This is a genomic window from Caballeronia sp. HLA56, assembly GCF_054655155.1.
In genome coordinates this window covers 634,984-653,837 of sequence record NZ_BAAHOB010000003.1, presented here as the reverse complement: position 1 = coordinate 653,837, position 18,854 = coordinate 634,984, and the positions used below count along the sequence as shown (strand labels likewise).

Here is an 18,854-nt window from a genome sequence, read left to right as displayed (position 1 = left end):
ATGAACATGCCGAACGAACAGGCCGCGCTCATGCAGGCCGAAGAACAAGCACATAACGAGACCAGTCAAGTGCCCTACGATAAATCGGATTTGACCTTGCGCGACCGGCTGATGGCCGCCGGCATTCTCATCGATACGGGCGAAGACGGCCTCTATGGCCGCAGCGCGGTGTTCGAGGATGTGGTGGACCGTCTCAACAACGCGATCACGTTGCTCGGCGCCGACCAGCACGCGGAATCGTTGCGCTTTCCGCCGGCCATGCGCCGCCGCGACTTCGAAGACAGTGAGTACCTGAAGAGCTTCCCGAACCTTGCCGGCACGATTCACTCGTTCCAGGGCAATGATCGCGGACATCATCGTCTGCTCGAAGCGCTCGACAAGATCGTGCATATCGGCGAAGAAGAAGAGCGTTCCGATGACTGGATGGATCAGCAAAAGCCGACGCGTCTCGTGCTCACGCCCGCGGCCTGTTATCCGATCTATCCGCTCGTTGCCAAGCGCGGCAACCTCGCCGAAGACGGCGCGATCTTCGATGCGTTCTCGTATTGCTTCCGTCACGAACCGTCCATCGATCCGGGCCGCATGCAGATGTTCCGCATGCGCGAGTACATTCGCGTGGGCAGCCCCGAGCAAGTAATGGCGTTCCGTCAGAAGTGGATCGAGCGTGGCTCGCTGCTCGTGAATCTGCTGCAACTGCCGTTCGAAATCGATCTGGCTAACGACCCGTTCTTCGGACGCGGCGGCAAGATCGTGGCCGACAGCCAGCGTGCGCAAGAACTCAAGTTCGAACTGCTCGTGCCGGTTGCAACGCCCGACCGTCCGACCGCATGTTTGTCGTTCAACTATCACATGGACCACTTCGGCGAGTTGTGGAACATCCGTCAGGGCAATGGCGAAGTGGCGCATACCGCATGCGTGGGCTTCGGCATGGAACGTACGACGCTTGCGCTCTTCCGTCATCACGGTCTCGACGTGAACGCGTGGCCTGCCGCAGTGCGTGAACTGCTGTGGGGCAATGCGGCGCCGCTCGTCGCCGATGGCCTCGGCACACTGGGCAAAGACGCATGAACGCACGCTCGCCCGAGCACGCCGTGACTGGCGCGTCCAACGAACAGTCTGCCGCTCAAGACGAAGCGAGCCGCCATGCGTTGCATCGCGGCGAGCGCGTCTGGCTGGAGACCAACTGTTACGTCGATCTGTGGATCGAGCTCTTGCACCACTACGGCTGCGATCCGCACGCCGCATTGAGCTTCACCGTGACGCAGGCGTTCGAAGGCGATCAGTTCACGTTCCCCAAGTTCTCGCTCGACGACATCTCGCGGCTCTACGGCTTGCAGGCCCAGGAGCTTGCGATTTTCGACACGCTCGAAGCTCACGTGCGCGAGCAGACCAAACGCGGTCACGTAGTGGTCGCCGAAGTGGATGCGTTCTATCTGCCCGACACGCGTGCAACCGCGTACAAGCAGTCGCATTCGAAGACGACCATTGCAGTCGACTCCATCGATGCAGCGGCAAAGCGCATCACGTACTTCCATAACGCGGGCTATTTCGCGTTATCGGGCGAGGACTATGACGGCGTGTTTCGCCTGATGCCAGACCTTGCAAGCGACGTGCATGCGCTCTTTCCGTACGTGGAGTTCGTCAAGCGCGCGCGTGCGCCGCTCGAAGGTCAGGCGCTGGTGCAACGTTCGGTCGATCTGCTCAAGCTGCGCTTGCTCGATCGTCCGACATCGAACCCCGTCTCGCAGTGGCGCGCGGAGTTTCCCGAGCATCTACGTGCATTGCTCGAACGGGATGTGTCTTACTACCATCTCTACACGTTCAACGTGATGCGCCAGCTCGGTTCGAACTTCGAGTTGCTGTCGAAGTATCTGGTGTGGCTCAATGCGCACGGCGTCGAAGTGCCTGACGCAATCCAGACGAGCGCGCAATCCATGGCGAACGAAGCGATGGTCATGCAGTTCCGCCTTGCGCGGGCGCGCATGCGTTCACGGCTCGACCCGTGTACCGACTGCCTCGATTCGCTCGAAGCATCTTACGAGAAGGTCATCGAACCGCTCGCCGCGCGTTTTCTTTGAAGCACCGGGGCCACGCTGCTCGCGTGGCCCGTGCTTCGTTCATCATGTTCATCTTCGCCCATAGAAGGAAGGAACATGCATTCCATGTCCGATATGTCCAACGCTTGCCTGCCGCAACGCCTCTCCGAAGGGTGGACGTGCACGAGCACGGCTGCGGGCGCTTGTGCGACGCCTGCATCGCTCGATGAAAGCGCGCATTGGATCGATGCGCCCGTGCCCGGCACGATTGCATCGGCGCAACGTGCAAACGGCGTTGGCGAAGATGCGCTCGCGCAGCCCTACGCGATGTCGGATCACTGGTATCGCGTGCGCTTGCAGGGTGAAGGCAAGCGGCGCGTGCGCTTCAATGGCCTCGCGACAATTGCCGAAGTGTGGCTCGATAACGACAAGCTGCTCGACTCCGATTCTATGTTCGTCGCGCACGATGTCGATCTGAATCTGCAAGGCGACGCGACGCTTTATCTGTGCTTTCGTTCCATTCAGCCTGCACTTGCCGCAAAACGCGGCCGTGCGCGCTGGCGTCCGAAGCTCGCGCAGCCAGCGACGCTGCGCAACGTACGCACGACCTTGCTTGGACACATGCCCGGATGGTGCCCGCCGATTCAGCCAGTCGGTCCGTGGCGCGCAGTGGAACTGATCGGCGAAGCGCGCAATGGCATCGAGCGTATCGAGCTTGCGCCTTCAATCGATCGTGCCGATGGTCTGCTCGACGTCACTGTACATTTCTATCATCCGCAAGAGCCGGAGGAAATGCACGTCGAATGTGGCGATGGCGAGGCCACGGCGCCGCTGCAATGGCGTGACGCGCATACGCTCACGGGACAAGTGCGCGTGCCGCAAGCGCGGCTCTGGTGGCCGCATACGCATGGCGCGCCATCGCTTTATGCCGTGACCTTGACGAGCGAAACGCTTGGTCGTATCGCGCTTGGGCAGATCGGTTTTCGACATATCGAAGTGGATCGCGGTGCGGACAAGACGGGCTTTCAGTTGATCGTCAACGGCGTGCCGGTGTTCGCGCGCGGCGCATGCTGGACTTCCGCCGATATCGTCGCGCTCGACGCATCGCGCGACAAGCTCGCGGCCATCTTCACCCTGTGCCGCGATGCGGGGCTCAACATCATTCGCGTGAGCGGCATCACGCTTTATGAATCCGATACCTTTTACGAACTCGCGGACGAATTCGGCATTCTGATCTGGCAAGACTTTGCGTTTGCCAACTTCGACTATCCCTCGGACGAGGCATTCAACCGAAGCGTGCAACTCGAAGCAGAACAGTTTCTTGCGCGCACGCGGCGTTTTGCATCGCTTGCAGTGCTATGCGGCGGCAGCGAAGTGCATCAGCAAGCGGCCATGCTGGGTCTGCCATTCGATGCCTATCAACAAGGCCTTTTCACGCAACTGCTTCCGGAAGTCATCGCCAAGCATCGCGCCGATGTGGCGTATGTCGTGAACTCACCGAGCGCCGCGCCCGGCGACAGCGTCTCGATGCCCTTCGGCACGCGCGGCGGCATCACGCATTACTACGGCGTCGGCGCATATCAGCGCCCCTTCGACGACGCGCGTCGTGCGCAAGTACGTTTCGCTTCCGAATGCCTTGCGTTCGCGAATGTCCCCGACGATGTCACGCTGCGTTCTGTACCGAATGCGGCGCGCGCGCATGAGCCACGCTGGAAGACAAGCGTGCCGCGCGATCCCGGTTCCGCATGGGACTTCGACGATGTGCGCGAGCACTATCTGCGCGAACTGTATCGCGTCGACGTGGCGCGTCTGCGTTATGAAGACCCCGAGCGCTATCTCGAACTGTCTCGCGCCGTCGTCGCCGATGTGATCGGCGCTGTGTTTTCCGAATGGCGTCGCGAAGGTTCGACCTGCGCGGGCGGCATCGTATGGAATCTGCTGGATCTGCGTCCGGGCGCGGGCTGGGGTGTGATCGATGCGCGTCACAAGCCCAAAAGCGCGCTGCATGGGCTTGCGCGCGTGCTTCAGCCTATTCAGGCGCTGATTACCGATGAAGGCCTCGACGGCCTCGATGTGCATCTCGTCAACGAGACGGCTCGCGAGATACGCGCACGCGTCGAACTGTCGTGCTTGCGCGATGGCGCGGTGAAGGTCGCAGGCGGTGCGAGCGATGTCGTGCTATTTCCGCGCAGCGTGCAGCGTATCAAATCGGCTTCGCTGCTGGGCGCGTTCTTCGACATCGCCTATGCATATCGCTTCGGTCCTCGCGCGCACGATGTCACGCATGTGCTTCTGCGCGATCAGGGTACCGGCGCGGTATTGTCAGAAGCTTTCCATTTTCCCGATCCTTCCATCGGCGAGCGACGTGATGTCGGATTGAACGCGACCATCGGTCAGGATGACAAAGGCTGGTTCCTCGACATTGCAACGACACAGCTTGCACGATGGGTGCACGTGGTCGATCCGGACTATTACGCGAGCATCGACTGGTTCCATCTTGCGCCCGGCGTTCCGCGTCGCGTGCCGCTCGTTGCGCGAAGCGCACATGTTCGCGCGGCGCCCGAAGGCGATGTGTTCGCGGTCAATGGATCGAAAGGTGCGGTGTATCGCGGTTGAGCAGTCTCGCGATTATCGGGCTCGCAACGCATCTACGATACTCAGCCTCGCAGCACGTACGGCAGGCAGAAAGCCACCGACGAACCCCATGATCATCGAGAATAAAACCGTTTGAATAACGACCGATGGCGTGAGCACGAACCGGAACGACAGGTCCGCGAACGTCTGGAAATTGGTCGTCGAAAACGAAGCGAACTGCATGAGTGCCGCGCAGCCGAGGCCGACGAGTCCACCGGCGAGTCCCAAAAGCAGCGCTTCGAGCAGAAACGCAATCAACACATCGAAGCGCTTGAAACCTAACGCGCGAAGCGTTCCAATCTCCGCGACCCGGTTCGCGACCGAGGCATACATGGTGATCATCGCGCCGATCATCGCTGCTATCGAAAAGATAATCGAAAGCGTGATGCCGAGAATATTGATGAACGTGGATAGCGCCTTCGACTGATCGCCGTAGAACACTTGCTCGCGCTTGGCTTCATCGGCAAGACGAGGATCGACGTCGATATCCGCGCGAAAGCGGTCGAAGGCATCGCTGCGGGCAAGCCTCACGACCATCGACGAATAACTCGTGCGGCGAAACGACTGCATGAGTTGATCGACATCGCCCCAAATCTCCGAATCGAAGCCGCTGCCGCCTGCATCGAAGTGGCCCACCACGGTCCAATCGCGCTGAGCGAAGCGCAGATGATCGCCAATGCGCGTGCCCGCAAAGCCCTTGGCGATACTGCTGCCGACGATGATCTCCGATGACCCGTGACTGAACATGCGCCCCGCCGTAAGCTTCACTTGCGGCCGCAGTTCGACGCCAGTCGGCGATACGCCGCGTATCACCACATTCGCTGGCGTATTCGAACCGAGCTTATAGAGCGAGATGAGCACCACGGTCTCTTTGGATGCGAAGGGCTCACCCTCGCCATTCATCGCGACAGACGGATGCATCTCCATCACGTTCGCCTGACTGCGGTCGATCGAGCTTTGAATCTCCGTTTCCGCGCCTTTGCGAATGACCACGACGTTATCGCGTTCGCCCGTGGACACGAGCGTTTTCTTGAGTCCCGCATCGAGCATGAGCACGGTCGAGAACACGAAGACGACGAGCGCGAGACCGCCTGCGGTCAACATCGTCGTGAGACGGCGAGCCCATAGGTTGCGCGCGATGTATGAAACGGGAATGGCCATATGCTCGCCTTATCCGATCGCTCGCAAGCCTTCGACGATCCTCACGCGGCTCGCCTGCACCGCCGGTACGATCGCCGCCGCCAGCGCGATGACGAACGCGCAGGCAGCTTGCAGCATCATCGTTTCGTGCGAGACGCGAAAGACCGGAAACACGCCGCCTGTCGCATTCTTGAAGAAATCGGCGACCGGCGGTGTCGCGAGTATACCGATTGCACCGCCCATCGTGCATATCGCCAGCGACTCGCCGAAGACGAGCACGCTAAGAAACGTGGGTCCGAATCCAAGCGCCTTGAGCGTGGCGTATTCGACGGTGCGTTCGCGTGCGCTCATGGCCATTGCATTGGCCATCACGGCCATGATGATGAGAATCACCACGTAAGAGACGACACGTATGGCCGCAATGATCTGATTAGACATCGCGACGAAGCCCAGCTGAAACGCTTGCTCGGTTTCGGTAAGCGTCTCCGCAAGCGAGTTCTTGAAGACGTTATCGACATTGCGCGATACGGTGGCCGCCTGATCCGGATTTCCGATGCCCACGACATACACGCCGACCTGATCCACTTGACGCTTGGTGGTCTTGCGAATCGTCTCGTTGAGATACTCCCAGTGAAAGATGAGTTGCCGCGTGATGGTCGATTCGTCGCGCCCTTCCATGATGCCGCGCACCACGAAGTCCCACGTTCCTGGATAGATCGTCCCCTTGAGAGGAATGACGTCGCCCACTTTGAAGCCGTATTGCGTCGCAAGCTGTCGCCCGATGAGCACGCCCTTGCGATCGCGCTGGTAATCGGAGCGCGCTTGCGGCGTGACGATGTACTCGGGATAGAGATCCAGATAGTTGTCCGATACCGCGAATTGCGCGAAAAAATTCTTGGGGTCGCGATAGATGCCGCCGAACCAGTTCGAGCGTGCAACCAGCGTCACACCATCCACGCCGCGAATGCGATTCTCGTATGCAAGAGGCAGCGGAAACACCAGCGAGATCGCATTGCGAGTGACCAGGCGCGCGTTGGATGCCGCAGCCGCGCCCGCGTACCACGCATCCACGACCGTATGCAGCAGGCCGTATGCAAGCACCGCAATCGTGAGGCCCAGCACGGTCAGCGCCGTGCGGAGCTTGTGACGCGTGGCATTGCGCAGAATGAGCTTGAAGACGAACATGATTCAGCGCACCGCGCCGTCGATCAACTCGCCCTTCTCAAGATGCACCAGCGCCTTCGCGGCATTGGCGGCATGCGCGTCGTGCGTGACCATGATGATGGTCTTGCCAACGCGTTCATTCAGGCGTTGCAGCATCGTTAGGACTTCGGCCGCAGAGGTGCGGTCGAGATCGCCCGTGGGTTCATCGGCGACGATCAGCTTCGGGTCGGTAATCAAGGCGCGTGCAATCGCCACGCGCTGCTGCTGGCCGCCGGATAGCTCCGACGGATAGTGAGTCGTGCGCTCGCTCATGTTGACCATGTCCAGCACCATCGCGACACGTTCACGCCGTTCGGCGCGCGAGAGGCGCGTGAGCATCAGCGGCAATTCGACGTTCTCGAATGCGGTGAGCACCGGCATCAGGTTATAGAACTGGAAGATGAAGCCAACGTGAGCCGCGCGCCAGTCGGCAAGCGCGGACTCCGGCAAACGCGTGATATCGAGCCCGCCGACAAGAAGCTCGCCGCTGTCCGGCCGGTCGATGCCCGCGATCAGATTGAGCAACGTGCTCTTGCCCGAGCCGGACGGTCCCATCAACGCGACGAAGTCCCCTTCGGCGATGGACAACGAGATGTCGGTCAGCACGGGCACCGTCTGCACGCCGCGCCGGTATGACTTCACGACGTGACTGATCTGGACCAGAGGTGCAGTGCTCACGTTACTTCTTCGCCAGCGTAACGCTGGTGCCGTCTTTGATCTTGTCGTTTGGCGCGAGTACCAGCGTATCGCCTGGCTTGACGCCTTGCACCGCGAGCAGGTCGCCGATATGTTCGCCCGTTGTCACGGGCCTCTGAAGCGCCTTGTCGTTCTCGACGATGAACACGACCTGCTTGCCATCGCGCGTGACCACTGCTGCGGGCTGAACGGCCACCAGCGCCTTCTTCTGTTCGGGCGGTACGGGCTTCGAAAGGAACGCGACCTTCGCGCTCATGTCGGGCAGCACGCGTGGATCGTGTTCGACGAAGCGCACTTTCACGAGGACCGTGGCCTTCGAACGATCGACCGTTGGCACGATGCGCGATACACGTCCCGAGAAGCGAACATCGGGCAGCGCGTCGAGCTGCATTTCGCATGGTTGATCGACCATGATCTTGCCAATGTTCGACTCCGCGACATCCGCCTCGACTTCGAGCGTCTTCATGTCCGCAATCGTCACGACCGCACCCTTGCTGTCCGATGCCGACGAGAACGGCGTGATGTTATCGCCCACGTTCGCATGCTTTTCGAGCACGACGCCATCGAAAGGCGCACGAATGATGGTCTGGTCGACGGCTACGCGCGCCGCGAGCGCATTGGCTTGTGCCGACACGATCGTGGCTGCGTCGCTATTCACGGCTGCCTTGGCTTTGTCGAAGCGGGCGCGGTCGCTGTCGTGCTGAGACGCGGGAATCGCGCCTTGGGGAGCGAGGATATCGGAGCGCTTGAGACTGATCTCTGCGTCCCTCAACTCGGCGCGTTGCAACTCGAGGTTGGCTTGAGCAACTTTAACTTGCGCCTCGGCTTGTGCAAGCGAAGCGGACACATCATCGCGTTCGAGCCGCGCAATCACCTGGCCTTCCTTTACAGGCGTACCTTCGAGTACACCAAGCCATTCCACGCGGCCCTGTCCCTTCGATGCGACCGCCGCCTTGCGTTGCGGCACGACGTAGCCGGTCGCGTTGAGAAGCGTATAGCTTTGCGATGGATAAACCGACGTGACCGTAGCGGTCTCTACCGTTTGCGGCCCGGCAAAACGCAAGCCGATGCCCACGAGTACGAGAATGATCGCTGCGACGAGCACATAGCGAAGCCACGGACGCCTGCGTCGCGGGACGACGGCAGCGGAACTGCGGTCGATCTTGAGTTTGTCTAAATCGTGTTCAGCCAATTTATCTGGAGTCGCGCCGCGGGTGACCTTGGAGCCGCTTGAGGACGGCTATCCGGTCGTGGGTCGTCATGCAATGGACAGGCAACCAGTATAGCGCCCACAGGCCGCCCGCTTTCATTGCCTTTACTGGGTCGACGGAATTTTGCATGCGGTATGCCGACTACAAAATGCCATGCATTTAACGATAGTCGGAAATTCAAGTGCCGCGCGCATGCTTGAGATCGAGCGCAATGAAATCGACGAAAGCCCTTATGCGCGCGGACATCTGATGCCGTCCGGAGTACACGGCGTAGATGTCCGCATTGGGCGTCTCGTAATCGGGCAATACGGCGACGAGCCGGCCATCCGCCAGATAGTCTGCAATGTCCCATTCAGCTCGCATCAGAATGCCGTGTCCTTCGAGCGCCCATTTGACGGCGATTTCGCCATCGTTGGTCGTGAGATTGCCCTTGATGCGCACCGCCTCCGTCTTCTGCGCAGCACCCCGCACGCTCGTCAGCCGCCAAACGCCGTACGCTTCGTCGCCCTGCCGGATGCCGATGCAGTTATGCCGCGTGAGATCGTGCGGCGTCGCAGGCAAACCGTGCGTGGCGATATAGCCCGGCGCCGCGCATAGCAGCCGACGATTCGACGCGAGACGCCGCGCGACTACACGCGTATCCGGTGGCTCGCCAAAGCGAATGCAAACGTCGAATGTGTCGTCCGTGAGCGGCGGCGGCGCGACCGACAACTGCAATTGCACCGACACTTGGCGGTGCCGCGCAACGAATCGAGAAATGGCGGGCGCCACATGACTGCGCCCGAAGCCGAGCGTCGCATTCACGCGAAGCAGACCCTTTGGACTCTTCTTCGCGCTGCCAAGCAGCTCCGCAAGTTCGTCGATTTCGTCGAGAATGCGCCGCGCACGCTCCAGATAAAGCTCGCCCTCTGGCGTGAGCATCATGCGGCGCGTCGTGCGATTGACGAGTGGCACGCCTGCCCGCGCCTCCATTTGTGTCAGGCGCTTGCTTACTGCCGCTGCCGTGAGGCCCAGTTCCCGCGCCGCTGCGCTCAGGCTGCCCGATGTCGCGAGCGTCGAGAAAAAGCTCAGATCGGCCGGCTGAACGGTCTCGGCCATGCGCCCTCACTTTTGAATCAAAGTTAAAGATGCTTTGAGTTTAGCACCGGTTTCTTATCCTTAAGTTGGGTAGAGTGAGCTCACACACCCACATCGAGGAACGGAGACATGAAAACTTATCGCATCGCAACCATCCCCGGCGACGGCATCGGCAAGGAAGTCATCCCCGCTGGCCAGCAAGTGCTCGAAGCGCTTGCCAAGACGTCGCGTAATTTTGCATTCGAATTCGAGAGCTTCGACTGGGGCGCGGACTATTACCGTCAGCACGGTTCGATGATGCCCGCCGATGGCCTCGATGCCATCCGCGACAAGGACGCAATTCTCTTCGGTTCGGCAGGCGACCCCGGCGTGCCCGATCACATCACGCTGTGGGGCCTGCGCCTGAAGATCTGCCAGGGCTTCGATCAATACGCCAACGTGCGCCCGACGCGCATTCTTCCCGGCATTGACGGGCCGCTCAAGCGTTGCAAGCCCGAGGACCTCAATTGGGTGATCGTGCGCGAGAATTCCGAGGGCGAATATGCGGGTGTGGGTGGCCGCGTGCATCAGGGTCATCCGATCGAGGCGGCAACCGACGTCTCCATCCTCACGCGTGCCGGTGTCGAACGCATTATGCGTTTTGCATTCAAACTCGCGCAGTCGCGTCCGCGCAAACTGCTTACGGTCATCACCAAGAGCAATGCGCAGCGCCATGCCATGGTGATGTGGGACGAAATCGCGCTGCAGATTTCAAAAGAATTCCCGGACGTGAAGTGGGACAAGGAACTGGTCGATGCCGCCACCGCGCGCATGGTCAACCGTCCCGCCACGCTCGATACGATCGTCGCGACCAATCTGCATGCCGACATCCTGAGCGACCTGGCCGCCGCGCTCGCGGGCAGCCTCGGCATTGCGCCGACGGGCAACATCGACCCAGAACGCCGTTATCCGTCGATGTTCGAGCCGATCCACGGTTCCGCTTTCGACATCATGGGCAAGGGGCTTGCCAACCCGATCGGCACTTTCTGGTCGCTCGTCATGTTGCTCGAACATCTGGGCGAAACGGAAGCCGCCAAGCGTGTGATGGATGCCGTCGAAGCCGTGACAGCCGATGAATCGCTGCATACCGGCGATCTCGGCGGCAAGGCGACGACAGCGCAAGTGACGGCTGCCGTGTGCGCGTTTGTCGAACGCGTGGAAGCCGCAGCGGCCTGATTCCGCATTTTGTATGCAATGGACCCCGGCAGCGTGCCGGGGCGCTTGACCGCGATGCAACGCACATCGCGGCAACAGGACGCTCGCGCCTAACTCCTGAGTCTTTCCGCACCGTTCCTTAGAGCACCGCTCGCCTCCCAAGGAGGAGACACATGCATACCCCATCCGAGTCCGGCGTGGAAGCCCGCGTCAATCGCAAGCTGGCATTGCGCATCATTCCGTTCGTGATGCTGCTTTACTTCATCAGCTTTCTCGACCGCGTCAACGTCGGTTTTGCCGCCATGACGATGAACAAGGCCATCGGCCTCTCGCCCACCGCCTTCGGACTGGGCGGCGGATTGTTTTTCATCGGCTACTTTCTGTTCGAAGTTCCGTCGAATCTAATTTTGCATAAAGTCGGCGCGCGCATCTGGATTGCACGCGTGATGGTCACGTGGGGCATCGTCTCCGTTGCATCCGCATTCGTGGCAGGTCCGACGAGCTTCTACGTCCTGCGCTTCCTGCTCGGCGTCGCGGAGGCCGGATTCTTCCCCGGCGTGATTCTTTATCTCAGCCTCTGGTTTCCGGCCAAGCAGCGCGCCGTGGCCGCCGCATGGTTCATGGCAGCCGCGCCGATCTCGACCGCCATCGGCTCGCCGTTGTCTGGCGCGATCATGCAGATGCCGCCGATCTTCGGGCTCGCAGACTGGCAGTTGCTCTACATCATCGAAGCGATTCCGGCTATCGTGCTCGGCTTCGTCGTCCTCAAATATCTGACCGACACGCCCGCCCAGGCACATTGGCTCGCGAGCGAAGAGCGCGAATGGCTCATTGCAAGGCTGAAAAGCGAAGCCGACGCGAAGCAAGCGAATGCGGGGCATACGGAAGGCGCTTTGAATGCATTACGCGATCCGCGTGTGCTGGCGCTAGCGCTCATTTATTTCGGCACGTCGGCGGGTCTTTATACGCTCGGATTGTGGGCGCCGCTCATCATCCGTCAGTACGGTTTCAGCGCGCTGGAGACGGGGCTCATCAACGGCATTCCGAGCGTGATCGCCGTCATCGCGATGATCCTGTGGGCCCGGCATTCGGACCGCACGCAGGAACGCACGTGGCACGTGGTCATTCCATGTGCGTTGGCTTGCGTCGGCTTCTTCTTTGCAGGTCAGGCGAGGACGGCGCTCTTTATCGTACTCGCGCTCATCGTGGTCAACGTGGGCATCAGCGCCGCCAAGGCTCCGCTCTGGGCCATGCCGAGCATGTTCCTTTCCGGTGCAGGCGCGGCGGCAGGCATTGCGATGATCAACTCCATCGGCAACCTGGGTGGCTTCGTGGGACCGTTCGCCATCGGCTGGCTAAAGAATTCAACCGGTAGCTATGCCGCGGGCCTGTACGTCGTGGGCGCGACGCTCGCCATGTCGGCGGTCATCACGCTGATGTTGAGCCGCAAGGCGAAGAGCGAGCGGGAGCATGCGGCGGCCGCGCGAATGTGAAGCTGCGCGGCTTTTATTTTAAGATAGCCGCTTCATCAGACTCAGCGCGTGCGCCAGAGGAAGCGAAGTGCTTTTATCGAAGAGAAAGAGTAAGACGGCTATCGGCGCGGCTGGCATGCTGCTAAGTGTATTCATTATTTTGCATGCACCTTGCGCGTGGAGTGCTTCGGCCGATGCAGGCGTTGCGAGCGGCGCGGGCATTTTGTCGGCGGACGCACTCCCTGCCGACTTCACCGGCGACGATCCTCAACACGTCAGAGACGCGCTTAGCGGCAAGCCGTCGCCCAGCCAGCCGCCTTCCATTACTAGCCGCCTGCGCGGCTTTCTGGACCGTCCGCTGCAACGCTTGCGCAAGTCCACGCAATCCGCATCCGCGACGCAGACAGCGGCGCAAGCACAGGCAAATGCGCAAGCCGATCCCACTTTTGCATTCGTTATTCCAGCGTCTTACGGCGTCCGATATCAGACGAAAAAGAAGCTGCTTAGTGTGAACGTCTCCCTTGCCGCGCCCACGCAACCGGACGCCATCCTGCTCAAGGAGACGGTGAAGGGCCAGAGCGGTCGCAAACTGGTCGTGGCGCCCGAGGCCAAGGCCAAGGGCTTCGTCCAGACTTTCGACGTGATACAGCTTGGCGTTGAAGGCCGCGCAAGAACGAACGTGCGCGGCGGTGCAATCCTGGCCGACTTCGATAAGACGCACGGCGACGGCGACTTTGCGATTCTGCTGATCTGCACGCTAGAGCCGCCATATCTCATCGACCGCGTCGAACATAACGACCCCACGGATGAAGAGCCGACCGACATCACGCGTAGGACATCCACGCTGCATGGTCGCGTCGATGCCGTCTGGCTCATCGATCGCAAGACGGGAACCATCGTCACCAAGCGGCTCAATCTCGTGAAATAACGCTCAAGCGTCGAACGTCGCGTTCGAATCCAATGGAAAAACCGGCCGCTTGAGATTGCTGAACGAGAAGAGCTCATAGTCCGAGCTCGTGACGCCCCGGCTGTCGCACTCCACCAGACCACCGGCAATCGGCACGAACACCGGCCGGCAATACATGCGCGACTTGAGGATAAGAAAGCGCGCACCGCGCGGATCGATACCGACGCTCTCGAATACACCGAGATCCCAAGGCTCATGCGTGCGTTCGGTGACAAGAATCCGCGCGGCCGGTGTCTCGATGACGGCGGCGCGGCCCATATAAGCGCGCTGGCCGGTATAAGTCGGACCGCTGATGATGTACTCGCCATTCGTCAGGGCACGCACCACGCCTGTCACCTCGAGCGGAGGCTTGCCGCGCGATGCGACGCTCGGGAGCTTGTTGCCTATGCCGACTGTGACCGTCGCGCCGATGCCAGCATCGAATAACGTTGCCACTGCTTGCGGGTCGCATAGCGGGCCGACGACGATGCCATCGAGCCCTTGTACAAGGGCTTCTTCGAATGCGTCGGTGGTGTCGCACGTGCCGCCCGACATGCAGTTGTCGCCGTGATCGAGCAGCAAGACGGGCTTGTCTGCTTCTTGCGCCAGCTTCACGCCTTCCGTGATAGATGCTGCAAGCGGTGCGCTGCGATAAACGAAGGCTTCGCGTTCATTCCAGATCTGCTGCGCGATCTGGTTCGCGACTTTTTGCGCTTTGTCGTTGTCGCCATTTGCAACCACGACTACGCTAATGCAAGGCGACGCGATATCCGCGAGAGAAAAGCCCGACAGCACCGAGACTGCGAGCACTCCTTCCTCTCCCTCCGCTGCGCGTGCCGCTTCGATGGCGCGCTTCATCGCACCGCTTGCCGTCGCGCTTCTCAACGTATGCGTGAGGAGCGGCGGTTGAGCCCACGCGATGACCGGGGTCACCTTTTCATCGATGAGATTGAAAAGCAGGCGGGCCGCGTGCTCGCCGCTTTCATACATATCCACGTGCGGATAGGTCTTGAAGCTCACGATCACATTTGCATTGTCGATGATCTTCTGCGTGACGTTCGCGTGCAGATCGAGCGAGACCGCAATGGGCGCGTGCGGCACCGCCTTGCGTACACGTTCGAGCAAATCGCCTTCGCCGTCCGGCGAATTTTCCGCAACCATGGCGCCGTGCAGGTCGAGCATCACTGCGTCGCATCCTTGCGCGGCTTGGACGATAGATGCGCATATCGCGTCGTAAGCTGCTGCGGCGACCGAACCGCTAGGATTCGCCGATGCGGAGATAGGCGTGACGATCTCCGCCTTTACGCGTTCGGCGGCGTCGATGAAAGCAGACATCGCGGTGCGCATACCCGCGTTTTCCTGATATGCGGCTTCGTTATAGCAAGGGCCGTCGCGCCCGAATGCTTCGAGCGGTGTCGCCACAGGCGAGAAAGTATTGGTCTCGTGATTCATCCGGGCGATCAGAATTTTCATGCTTGCGCTCCGTCTTTAGCCGGTGCATTTGCGGCACGCAGCATGACTTGAAGCAGCACGTTACAGCCTGCTTCGAGATGATCGGCCTGCGCATCCTCTATTTCATTGTGGCTGATGCCAGCCTTGCACGGCACGAAGATCATGGCAGCGGGCGCGACGCGCGCAAGGTACACCGCATCGTGACCCGCGCCGCTTACCGCATCCATCGACGTATAAGCTAGTGCATTGGCGCTGTCACGCACCGAATCGACCAGCGATGCATCGAACGGTTGCGGTGCAAAGTAGACCACTTCGTCTACTGCCACAGGCAACGACGACTTGGCGCACATGTCACGCAGGGCGGCATCCATCTCATCGAGCGTGGCGTCGTCGGCAGCGCGGAAGTCGACGGTTAGCTTCACACGGCCCGGGATCACATTGCGCGAATTCGGATGCACGTCCACCCAACCGACCGTACCGCGTCCATGCGGAGCATGCGAGATCGCAATGCGATTGACCTCGCGGATAAGATCGGCTGCCACGAGCAACGCGTCACGGCGCAGTTCCATCGGCGTAGGTCCTGCATGCGCCTCCATCCCCTCAATGGTCACGTCGTACCATCGTTGACCGAGCGCTCCCTGCACCACGCCAATCACTTTGTCATTCGCTTCGAGCACTGGCCCTTGCTCGATATGCGCTTCGAAATAAGCACCGACGCGATGCGCCGCGACGTGTTCACCCTCATAACCGATCGACGCGAGCGCATCGCGCACGGAGATGCCCTCGCGATCCTTTTGCATCAGCGCGTAATCGAGCGTGAACGCGCCAGCAAAGACGCCTGAACCCATCATGACTGGAACGAAGCGCGACCCTTCCTCATTGGTCCAGACCGCGACTTCGAGCGGCGCGACAGTGCGTACATCGTTGTCGTTCAAGGTGCGCAGGACTTCGAGGCCGGCGAGTACGCCATAGTTGCCATCGAACTTTCCGCCTGTCGGTTGTGTGTCGATATGACTGCCGGTCATAACAGGAGGCAGGTCGTCACGCAAGCCCGCACGACGCGCGAAGATGTTGCCGATTGCATCGATGCGCACCGTACATCCAACTCCCTTCGCCCAAGCGACGAAGAGATCGCGCCCTTTCTTGTCGAGTTCGGTTAGCGCCAGGCGACACACGCCACCTTTATGCGTCGCGCCGATGCGCGCGAGTTCCATCAGGCTGTTCCAAAGTCGCGCGCCGTCGACGCGCAAGCCAGCATGCGCTGGCAGATCGAGCACTTGCATCGGAATTCCTTCGATAGTTGCAGATGAAAATTGTCAGCCTTCGATGCACTCAAACGACGCCTACTCCTAGATAGCGGTCCTTAACGGAGTCGTCGGTAATGAAGACGTCGTTGCTGGCTTCGTACACGATATGGCCTTGCTCGATGATGTAATGTCGATCCGCAAGCTGAGTACAGACCTCGAGATTCTGTTCGACCAGCAGGATTGCCACGCCCGCTTCCCGAATCAGCTTGAGTTGCGCCACGATCTCTTCGACGATCACGGGGGCAAGGCCTTCCACGGGTTCATCGAGCATCAGAAGCCGCGGATGATTCATGAGCGCACGGCCGATCGCCAGCATCTGCTGCTCACCACCCGACAGTTGACCACCGCCATTCGTGCGGCGTTCCTTCAGACGAGGAAAGATGCGATAGATGTCCGTCAACTGCCAAGGCGATTGCTTACGGGCGCCAAGACGAAGATTCTCTTCCACTGAAAGCAGCTTGAAGATACCGCGATGCTCCGGAACAAAACATATCCCGCGCGCGGCAATCTTGTGCGGCTGCATTTTCGCTACATCAATGCCTTTGAATTTCACACTGCCCTGTTGCGGGGTTACGACGCCGGCAATACTCTTTAACGTCGTCGACTTTCCCGCGCCATTGCGGCCAAGCAAAGTGACAGTCTCACCGTCCCGAACACTAAGCGTCACGCCTTGCAAGACGTGACTTTTCCCATAGTATCCGTGGATATTCTGTGCTTCGAGCATCAGGCACGGCCTCCGGTAATCATGTTGCCGAGATATGCGGTACGCACGCGCTCGTCGCCGCGAATATCGGCAGGCTTGCCTTCAACCAGGACACGCCCCTGCTGCATGACCGTGATCGTGTCGGAGATATCCATCACGATATCCATGTTGTGCTCGATGAGAACGACGGTATAGTCGTCGCGCAAACTGCGGATCAGTTGCTTCATGTCGTCGAGATCGTCGATTCCCATCCCGGAAGTCGGCTCATCGAGAAAAATTGCCTTGGGACGAGCCGCGAGCGCCATGCCTACTTCAAGTCGCCGCTGCTGACCATGCGAAAGCGCGCTTGCGAACGTCGACGCGAAACGTTGCAAAGAAAGGCGTTCAAGCACGGCATCCACTGTCTCGCGATGCTCAAGCGCACCACGCGGCGGCGTCCACGCATTGAGCGCGCGCTTTGCGTCCACGCCTTGCGCCGCGAGGCGAAGATTCTCGCGCACGGTCAGATTGGCGAAGAGACTCGTTACCTGGAACGATCGCGCGATGCCACGCTTCACGCGCCGATGATCGGGCTCATGTGTGACATCGTGTCCGTCGAACGTGATATTGCCCGCCGTGATGGGCACGGTGCCCGTGAGCACGTGGAACAGCGTTGTCTTGCCCGCGCCATTCGGACCGATGACCGAATGGACCGTATGGCTCGCTATACGCAAGTTCACCTCGGTCAAGGCGGCGAATTTCCCATAGCGCTTGACGACATTCCTCGCTTCGAGAAGGGCCGTGCTCATGTTGCCTCTCCCTGATTGCGCCTGACGGCGCGCCAGACGCGTTCGCCAAGGCCCCACAAGCCACGCTGCATGAAAAGACTTACAGCGATCAACACGAGCCCAAGCAGGAGCAGCCAGCGCGGCCAAAGCGTGCTCAACCAATCAGCGAACAGCACATAGAAGGCCGCACCGAGGACCGATGAAAACAGATTTCCCGTACCGCCAATCACCGTCATCACGAGAATCATCTCGCTCGTGTGATAGTCGATGTTAGACAGCGGCGCGATACCGGTCATCATGGCGTGCAACGCGCCCGCCAAACCCGTGACCGCACCGGAGATGACAAAGGCCGCGAGCTTGAAGCGCCTGACGTCGTACCCGACCGCGGCCGCTCGGGCTTCATTGTCGCGAATAGCCAGCAATGTGCGACCGAATATCGAATGCGAGACACGCATCATCAGCCAGAATGCGAGCAAGAAAAGCACCGCCACGAACGCGTAATACTGCCAGGGTGAGGTTATCGAAAAGAGCGTCTTGCCGAAGATGGACAAAGCGGGACGGGGGATATCGAGAAGACCGTTGTCACCGCCAGTTAGATCGGGCGTCGTGTAGGCGAGAAAGTAAAACATCTGGCCGAATGCGAGCGTCAACATCACGAAATAGGCACCGCGCTGACGGATGGAAAACCATCCGACGATGGCTGCGGCAACCGCTCCGGCAAGCACCGCCCCTAATAAGGCGACGGGAGCCTGTAGACCGAATTTCGTCAGGATGAGACCCGCGCTATAGCTGCCTAGTCCAAAGAAAATGCCTTGTCCAAAAGAGAGCAACCCTGTGTGTCCCAGGAGCAGATTGCACCCCAAGGCCGCAAGCGCGTAGACAAGTACTTCGGTCGCAAGCGAACCCGAACGTATCGTCATGGGCAATATGCAAACGACCAATAAGGCAAGGAGCAAGAAGCGATAGCGATGAAGCGCTTGCCGGGGCGACGAGCTTTGCGGCGCGTCGACGTCCAG

The 18,854-nt window shown here is 60.2% G+C and carries 16 protein-coding genes; 6 read left to right on the top strand and 10 right to left on the bottom strand.

All coding sequences use genetic code 11. The features are described 5' to 3' along the window. From ACYQ47_RS14890 to ACYQ47_RS14880, 3 genes are all read left to right on the top strand, one after another. Positions 1 to 1,068, top strand: a complete 1,068-nt coding sequence (locus ACYQ47_RS14890; protein ID WP_370652278.1) for an amino acid--[acyl-carrier-protein] ligase — start codon at positions 1 to 3, stop codon at positions 1,066 to 1,068. Further along, positions 1,065 to 2,078 carry a DUF1839 family protein gene (locus ACYQ47_RS14885; protein WP_250467948.1) on the top strand — a complete coding sequence of 338 codons (1,014 nt, stop codon included), beginning with the start codon at positions 1,065 to 1,067 and terminating at the stop codon, positions 2,076 to 2,078. The genes ACYQ47_RS14890 and ACYQ47_RS14885 overlap by 4 nt, the downstream gene beginning before the upstream one ends. A 75-nt stretch (positions 2,079 to 2,153) precedes the next feature. Continuing rightward, positions 2,154 to 4,652: a glycosyl hydrolase 2 galactose-binding domain-containing protein gene (locus ACYQ47_RS14880; RefSeq protein ID WP_459905816.1), complete on the top strand. Its 2,499-nt coding sequence runs from the start codon at positions 2,154 to 2,156 to the stop codon at positions 4,650 to 4,652. Positions 4,653 to 4,664: 12 nt separating this feature from the next. On the opposite strand, the gene ACYQ47_RS14875 is transcribed toward ACYQ47_RS14880, so the two are convergent. From ACYQ47_RS14875 to ACYQ47_RS14855, 5 genes are all read right to left on the bottom strand, one after another. After that, positions 4,665 to 5,831, bottom strand: a complete 1,167-nt coding sequence (locus ACYQ47_RS14875; RefSeq protein ID WP_250493990.1) for an ABC transporter permease — start codon at positions 5,829 to 5,831, stop codon at positions 4,665 to 4,667. Positions 5,832 to 5,840: 9 nt separating this feature from the next. Continuing rightward, complete coding sequence (locus ACYQ47_RS14870; protein WP_244831276.1) at positions 5,841 to 6,995, bottom strand: ABC transporter permease; 1,155 nt, start codon at positions 6,993 to 6,995, stop codon at positions 5,841 to 5,843. Positions 6,996 to 6,998: 3 nt separating this feature from the next. After that, a complete protein-coding gene (locus ACYQ47_RS14865) occupies positions 6,999 to 7,691 on the bottom strand; it encodes an ABC transporter ATP-binding protein (protein ID WP_244831275.1) in 693 nt (230 codons plus the stop codon). A gap of 1 nt (position 7,692) precedes the next feature. Continuing rightward, positions 7,693 to 8,901: an efflux RND transporter periplasmic adaptor subunit gene (locus ACYQ47_RS14860; RefSeq protein ID WP_309847657.1), complete on the bottom strand. Its 1,209-nt coding sequence runs from the start codon at positions 8,899 to 8,901 to the stop codon at positions 7,693 to 7,695. 196 nt (positions 8,902 to 9,097) lie between these two features. Then, the gene (locus ACYQ47_RS14855) at positions 9,098 to 10,018 is read right to left on the bottom strand and encodes a LysR family transcriptional regulator (RefSeq protein ID WP_309847654.1); all 921 of its coding nucleotides are present in this window, start codon (positions 10,016 to 10,018) and stop codon (positions 9,098 to 9,100) included. 108 nt (positions 10,019 to 10,126) lie between these two features. Between ACYQ47_RS14855 and ACYQ47_RS14850 the strand changes: the two genes are divergently transcribed. The 3 genes from ACYQ47_RS14850 (at position 10,127) to ACYQ47_RS14840 (ending at position 13,591) form a co-directional block, all read left to right on the top strand. After that, positions 10,127 to 11,212: a tartrate dehydrogenase gene (locus tag ACYQ47_RS14850; RefSeq protein ID WP_244831272.1), complete on the top strand. Its 1,086-nt coding sequence runs from the start codon at positions 10,127 to 10,129 to the stop codon at positions 11,210 to 11,212. A gap of 152 nt (positions 11,213 to 11,364) precedes the next feature. Continuing rightward, a complete protein-coding gene (locus tag ACYQ47_RS14845; RefSeq protein ID WP_459905815.1) occupies positions 11,365 to 12,684 on the top strand; it encodes an MFS transporter in 1,320 nt (439 codons plus the stop codon). 115 nt (positions 12,685 to 12,799) lie between these two features. Then, positions 12,800 to 13,591 carry a hypothetical protein gene (locus ACYQ47_RS14840; protein ID WP_250510526.1) on the top strand — a complete coding sequence of 264 codons (792 nt, stop codon included), beginning with the start codon at positions 12,800 to 12,802 and terminating at the stop codon, positions 13,589 to 13,591. Positions 13,592 to 13,594: 3 nt separating this feature from the next. On the opposite strand, the gene ACYQ47_RS14835 is transcribed toward ACYQ47_RS14840, so the two are convergent. Genes ACYQ47_RS14835 through ACYQ47_RS14815 form a run of 5 tightly spaced genes read right to left on the bottom strand, consistent with a single transcriptional unit; the run spans position 13,595 to position 18,854 of the window. Further along, positions 13,595 to 15,082, bottom strand: coding sequence for a M81 family metallopeptidase (locus ACYQ47_RS14835; RefSeq protein ID WP_459905814.1), 1,488 nt, complete (start codon positions 15,080 to 15,082; stop codon positions 13,595 to 13,597). Further along, positions 15,079 to 16,344, bottom strand: coding sequence for a Zn-dependent hydrolase (locus ACYQ47_RS14830; RefSeq protein ID WP_459905813.1), 1,266 nt, complete (start codon positions 16,342 to 16,344; stop codon positions 15,079 to 15,081). Before ACYQ47_RS14830 ends, ACYQ47_RS14835 begins: the two co-directional genes overlap by 4 nt. 49 nt (positions 16,345 to 16,393) lie before the next feature. Further along, positions 16,394 to 17,092 (bottom strand): ABC transporter ATP-binding protein, encoded by a 699-nt coding sequence (locus ACYQ47_RS14825; RefSeq protein WP_459905812.1) that lies wholly within the window; start codon positions 17,090 to 17,092, stop codon positions 16,394 to 16,396. Beyond that, the gene (locus tag ACYQ47_RS14820; RefSeq protein ID WP_250527228.1) at positions 17,092 to 17,859 is read right to left on the bottom strand and encodes an ABC transporter ATP-binding protein; all 768 of its coding nucleotides are present in this window, start codon (positions 17,857 to 17,859) and stop codon (positions 17,092 to 17,094) included. The genes ACYQ47_RS14825 and ACYQ47_RS14820 overlap by 1 nt, the downstream gene beginning before the upstream one ends. Continuing rightward, the gene (locus ACYQ47_RS14815) at positions 17,856 to 18,854 is read right to left on the bottom strand and encodes a branched-chain amino acid ABC transporter permease (RefSeq protein WP_250510613.1); all 999 of its coding nucleotides are present in this window, start codon (positions 18,852 to 18,854) and stop codon (positions 17,856 to 17,858) included. The genes ACYQ47_RS14820 and ACYQ47_RS14815 overlap by 4 nt, the downstream gene beginning before the upstream one ends.

Coding starts and splice junctions, on each gene's coding strand:
- ACYQ47_RS14890 (WP_370652278.1), top strand. CDS start 1: ATGAACATGCCGAACGAACAGGCCGCGCTCATGCAGGCCGAAGAACAA.
- ACYQ47_RS14885 (WP_250467948.1), top strand. CDS start 1,065: ATGAACGCACGCTCGCCCGAGCACGCCGTGACTGGCGCGTCCAACGAA.
- ACYQ47_RS14880 (WP_459905816.1), top strand. CDS start 2,154: ATGCATTCCATGTCCGATATGTCCAACGCTTGCCTGCCGCAACGCCTC.
- ACYQ47_RS14875 (WP_250493990.1), bottom strand. CDS start 5,831: ATGGCCATTCCCGTTTCATACATCGCGCGCAACCTATGGGCTCGCCGT.
- ACYQ47_RS14870 (WP_244831276.1), bottom strand. CDS start 6,995: ATGTTCGTCTTCAAGCTCATTCTGCGCAATGCCACGCGTCACAAGCTC.
- ACYQ47_RS14855 (WP_309847654.1), bottom strand. CDS start 10,018: ATGGCCGAGACCGTTCAGCCGGCCGATCTGAGCTTTTTCTCGACGCTC.
- ACYQ47_RS14850 (WP_244831272.1), top strand. CDS start 10,127: ATGAAAACTTATCGCATCGCAACCATCCCCGGCGACGGCATCGGCAAG.
- ACYQ47_RS14845 (WP_459905815.1), top strand. CDS start 11,365: ATGCATACCCCATCCGAGTCCGGCGTGGAAGCCCGCGTCAATCGCAAG.
- ACYQ47_RS14840 (WP_250510526.1), top strand. CDS start 12,800: ATGCTGCTAAGTGTATTCATTATTTTGCATGCACCTTGCGCGTGGAGT.
- ACYQ47_RS14835 (WP_459905814.1), bottom strand. CDS start 15,082: ATGAAAATTCTGATCGCCCGGATGAATCACGAGACCAATACTTTCTCG.
- ACYQ47_RS14830 (WP_459905813.1), bottom strand. CDS start 16,344: ATGCAAGTGCTCGATCTGCCAGCGCATGCTGGCTTGCGCGTCGACGGC.
- ACYQ47_RS14825 (WP_459905812.1), bottom strand. CDS start 17,092: ATGCTCGAAGCACAGAATATCCACGGATACTATGGGAAAAGTCACGTC.
- ACYQ47_RS14820 (WP_250527228.1), bottom strand. CDS start 17,859: ATGAGCACGGCCCTTCTCGAAGCGAGGAATGTCGTCAAGCGCTATGGG.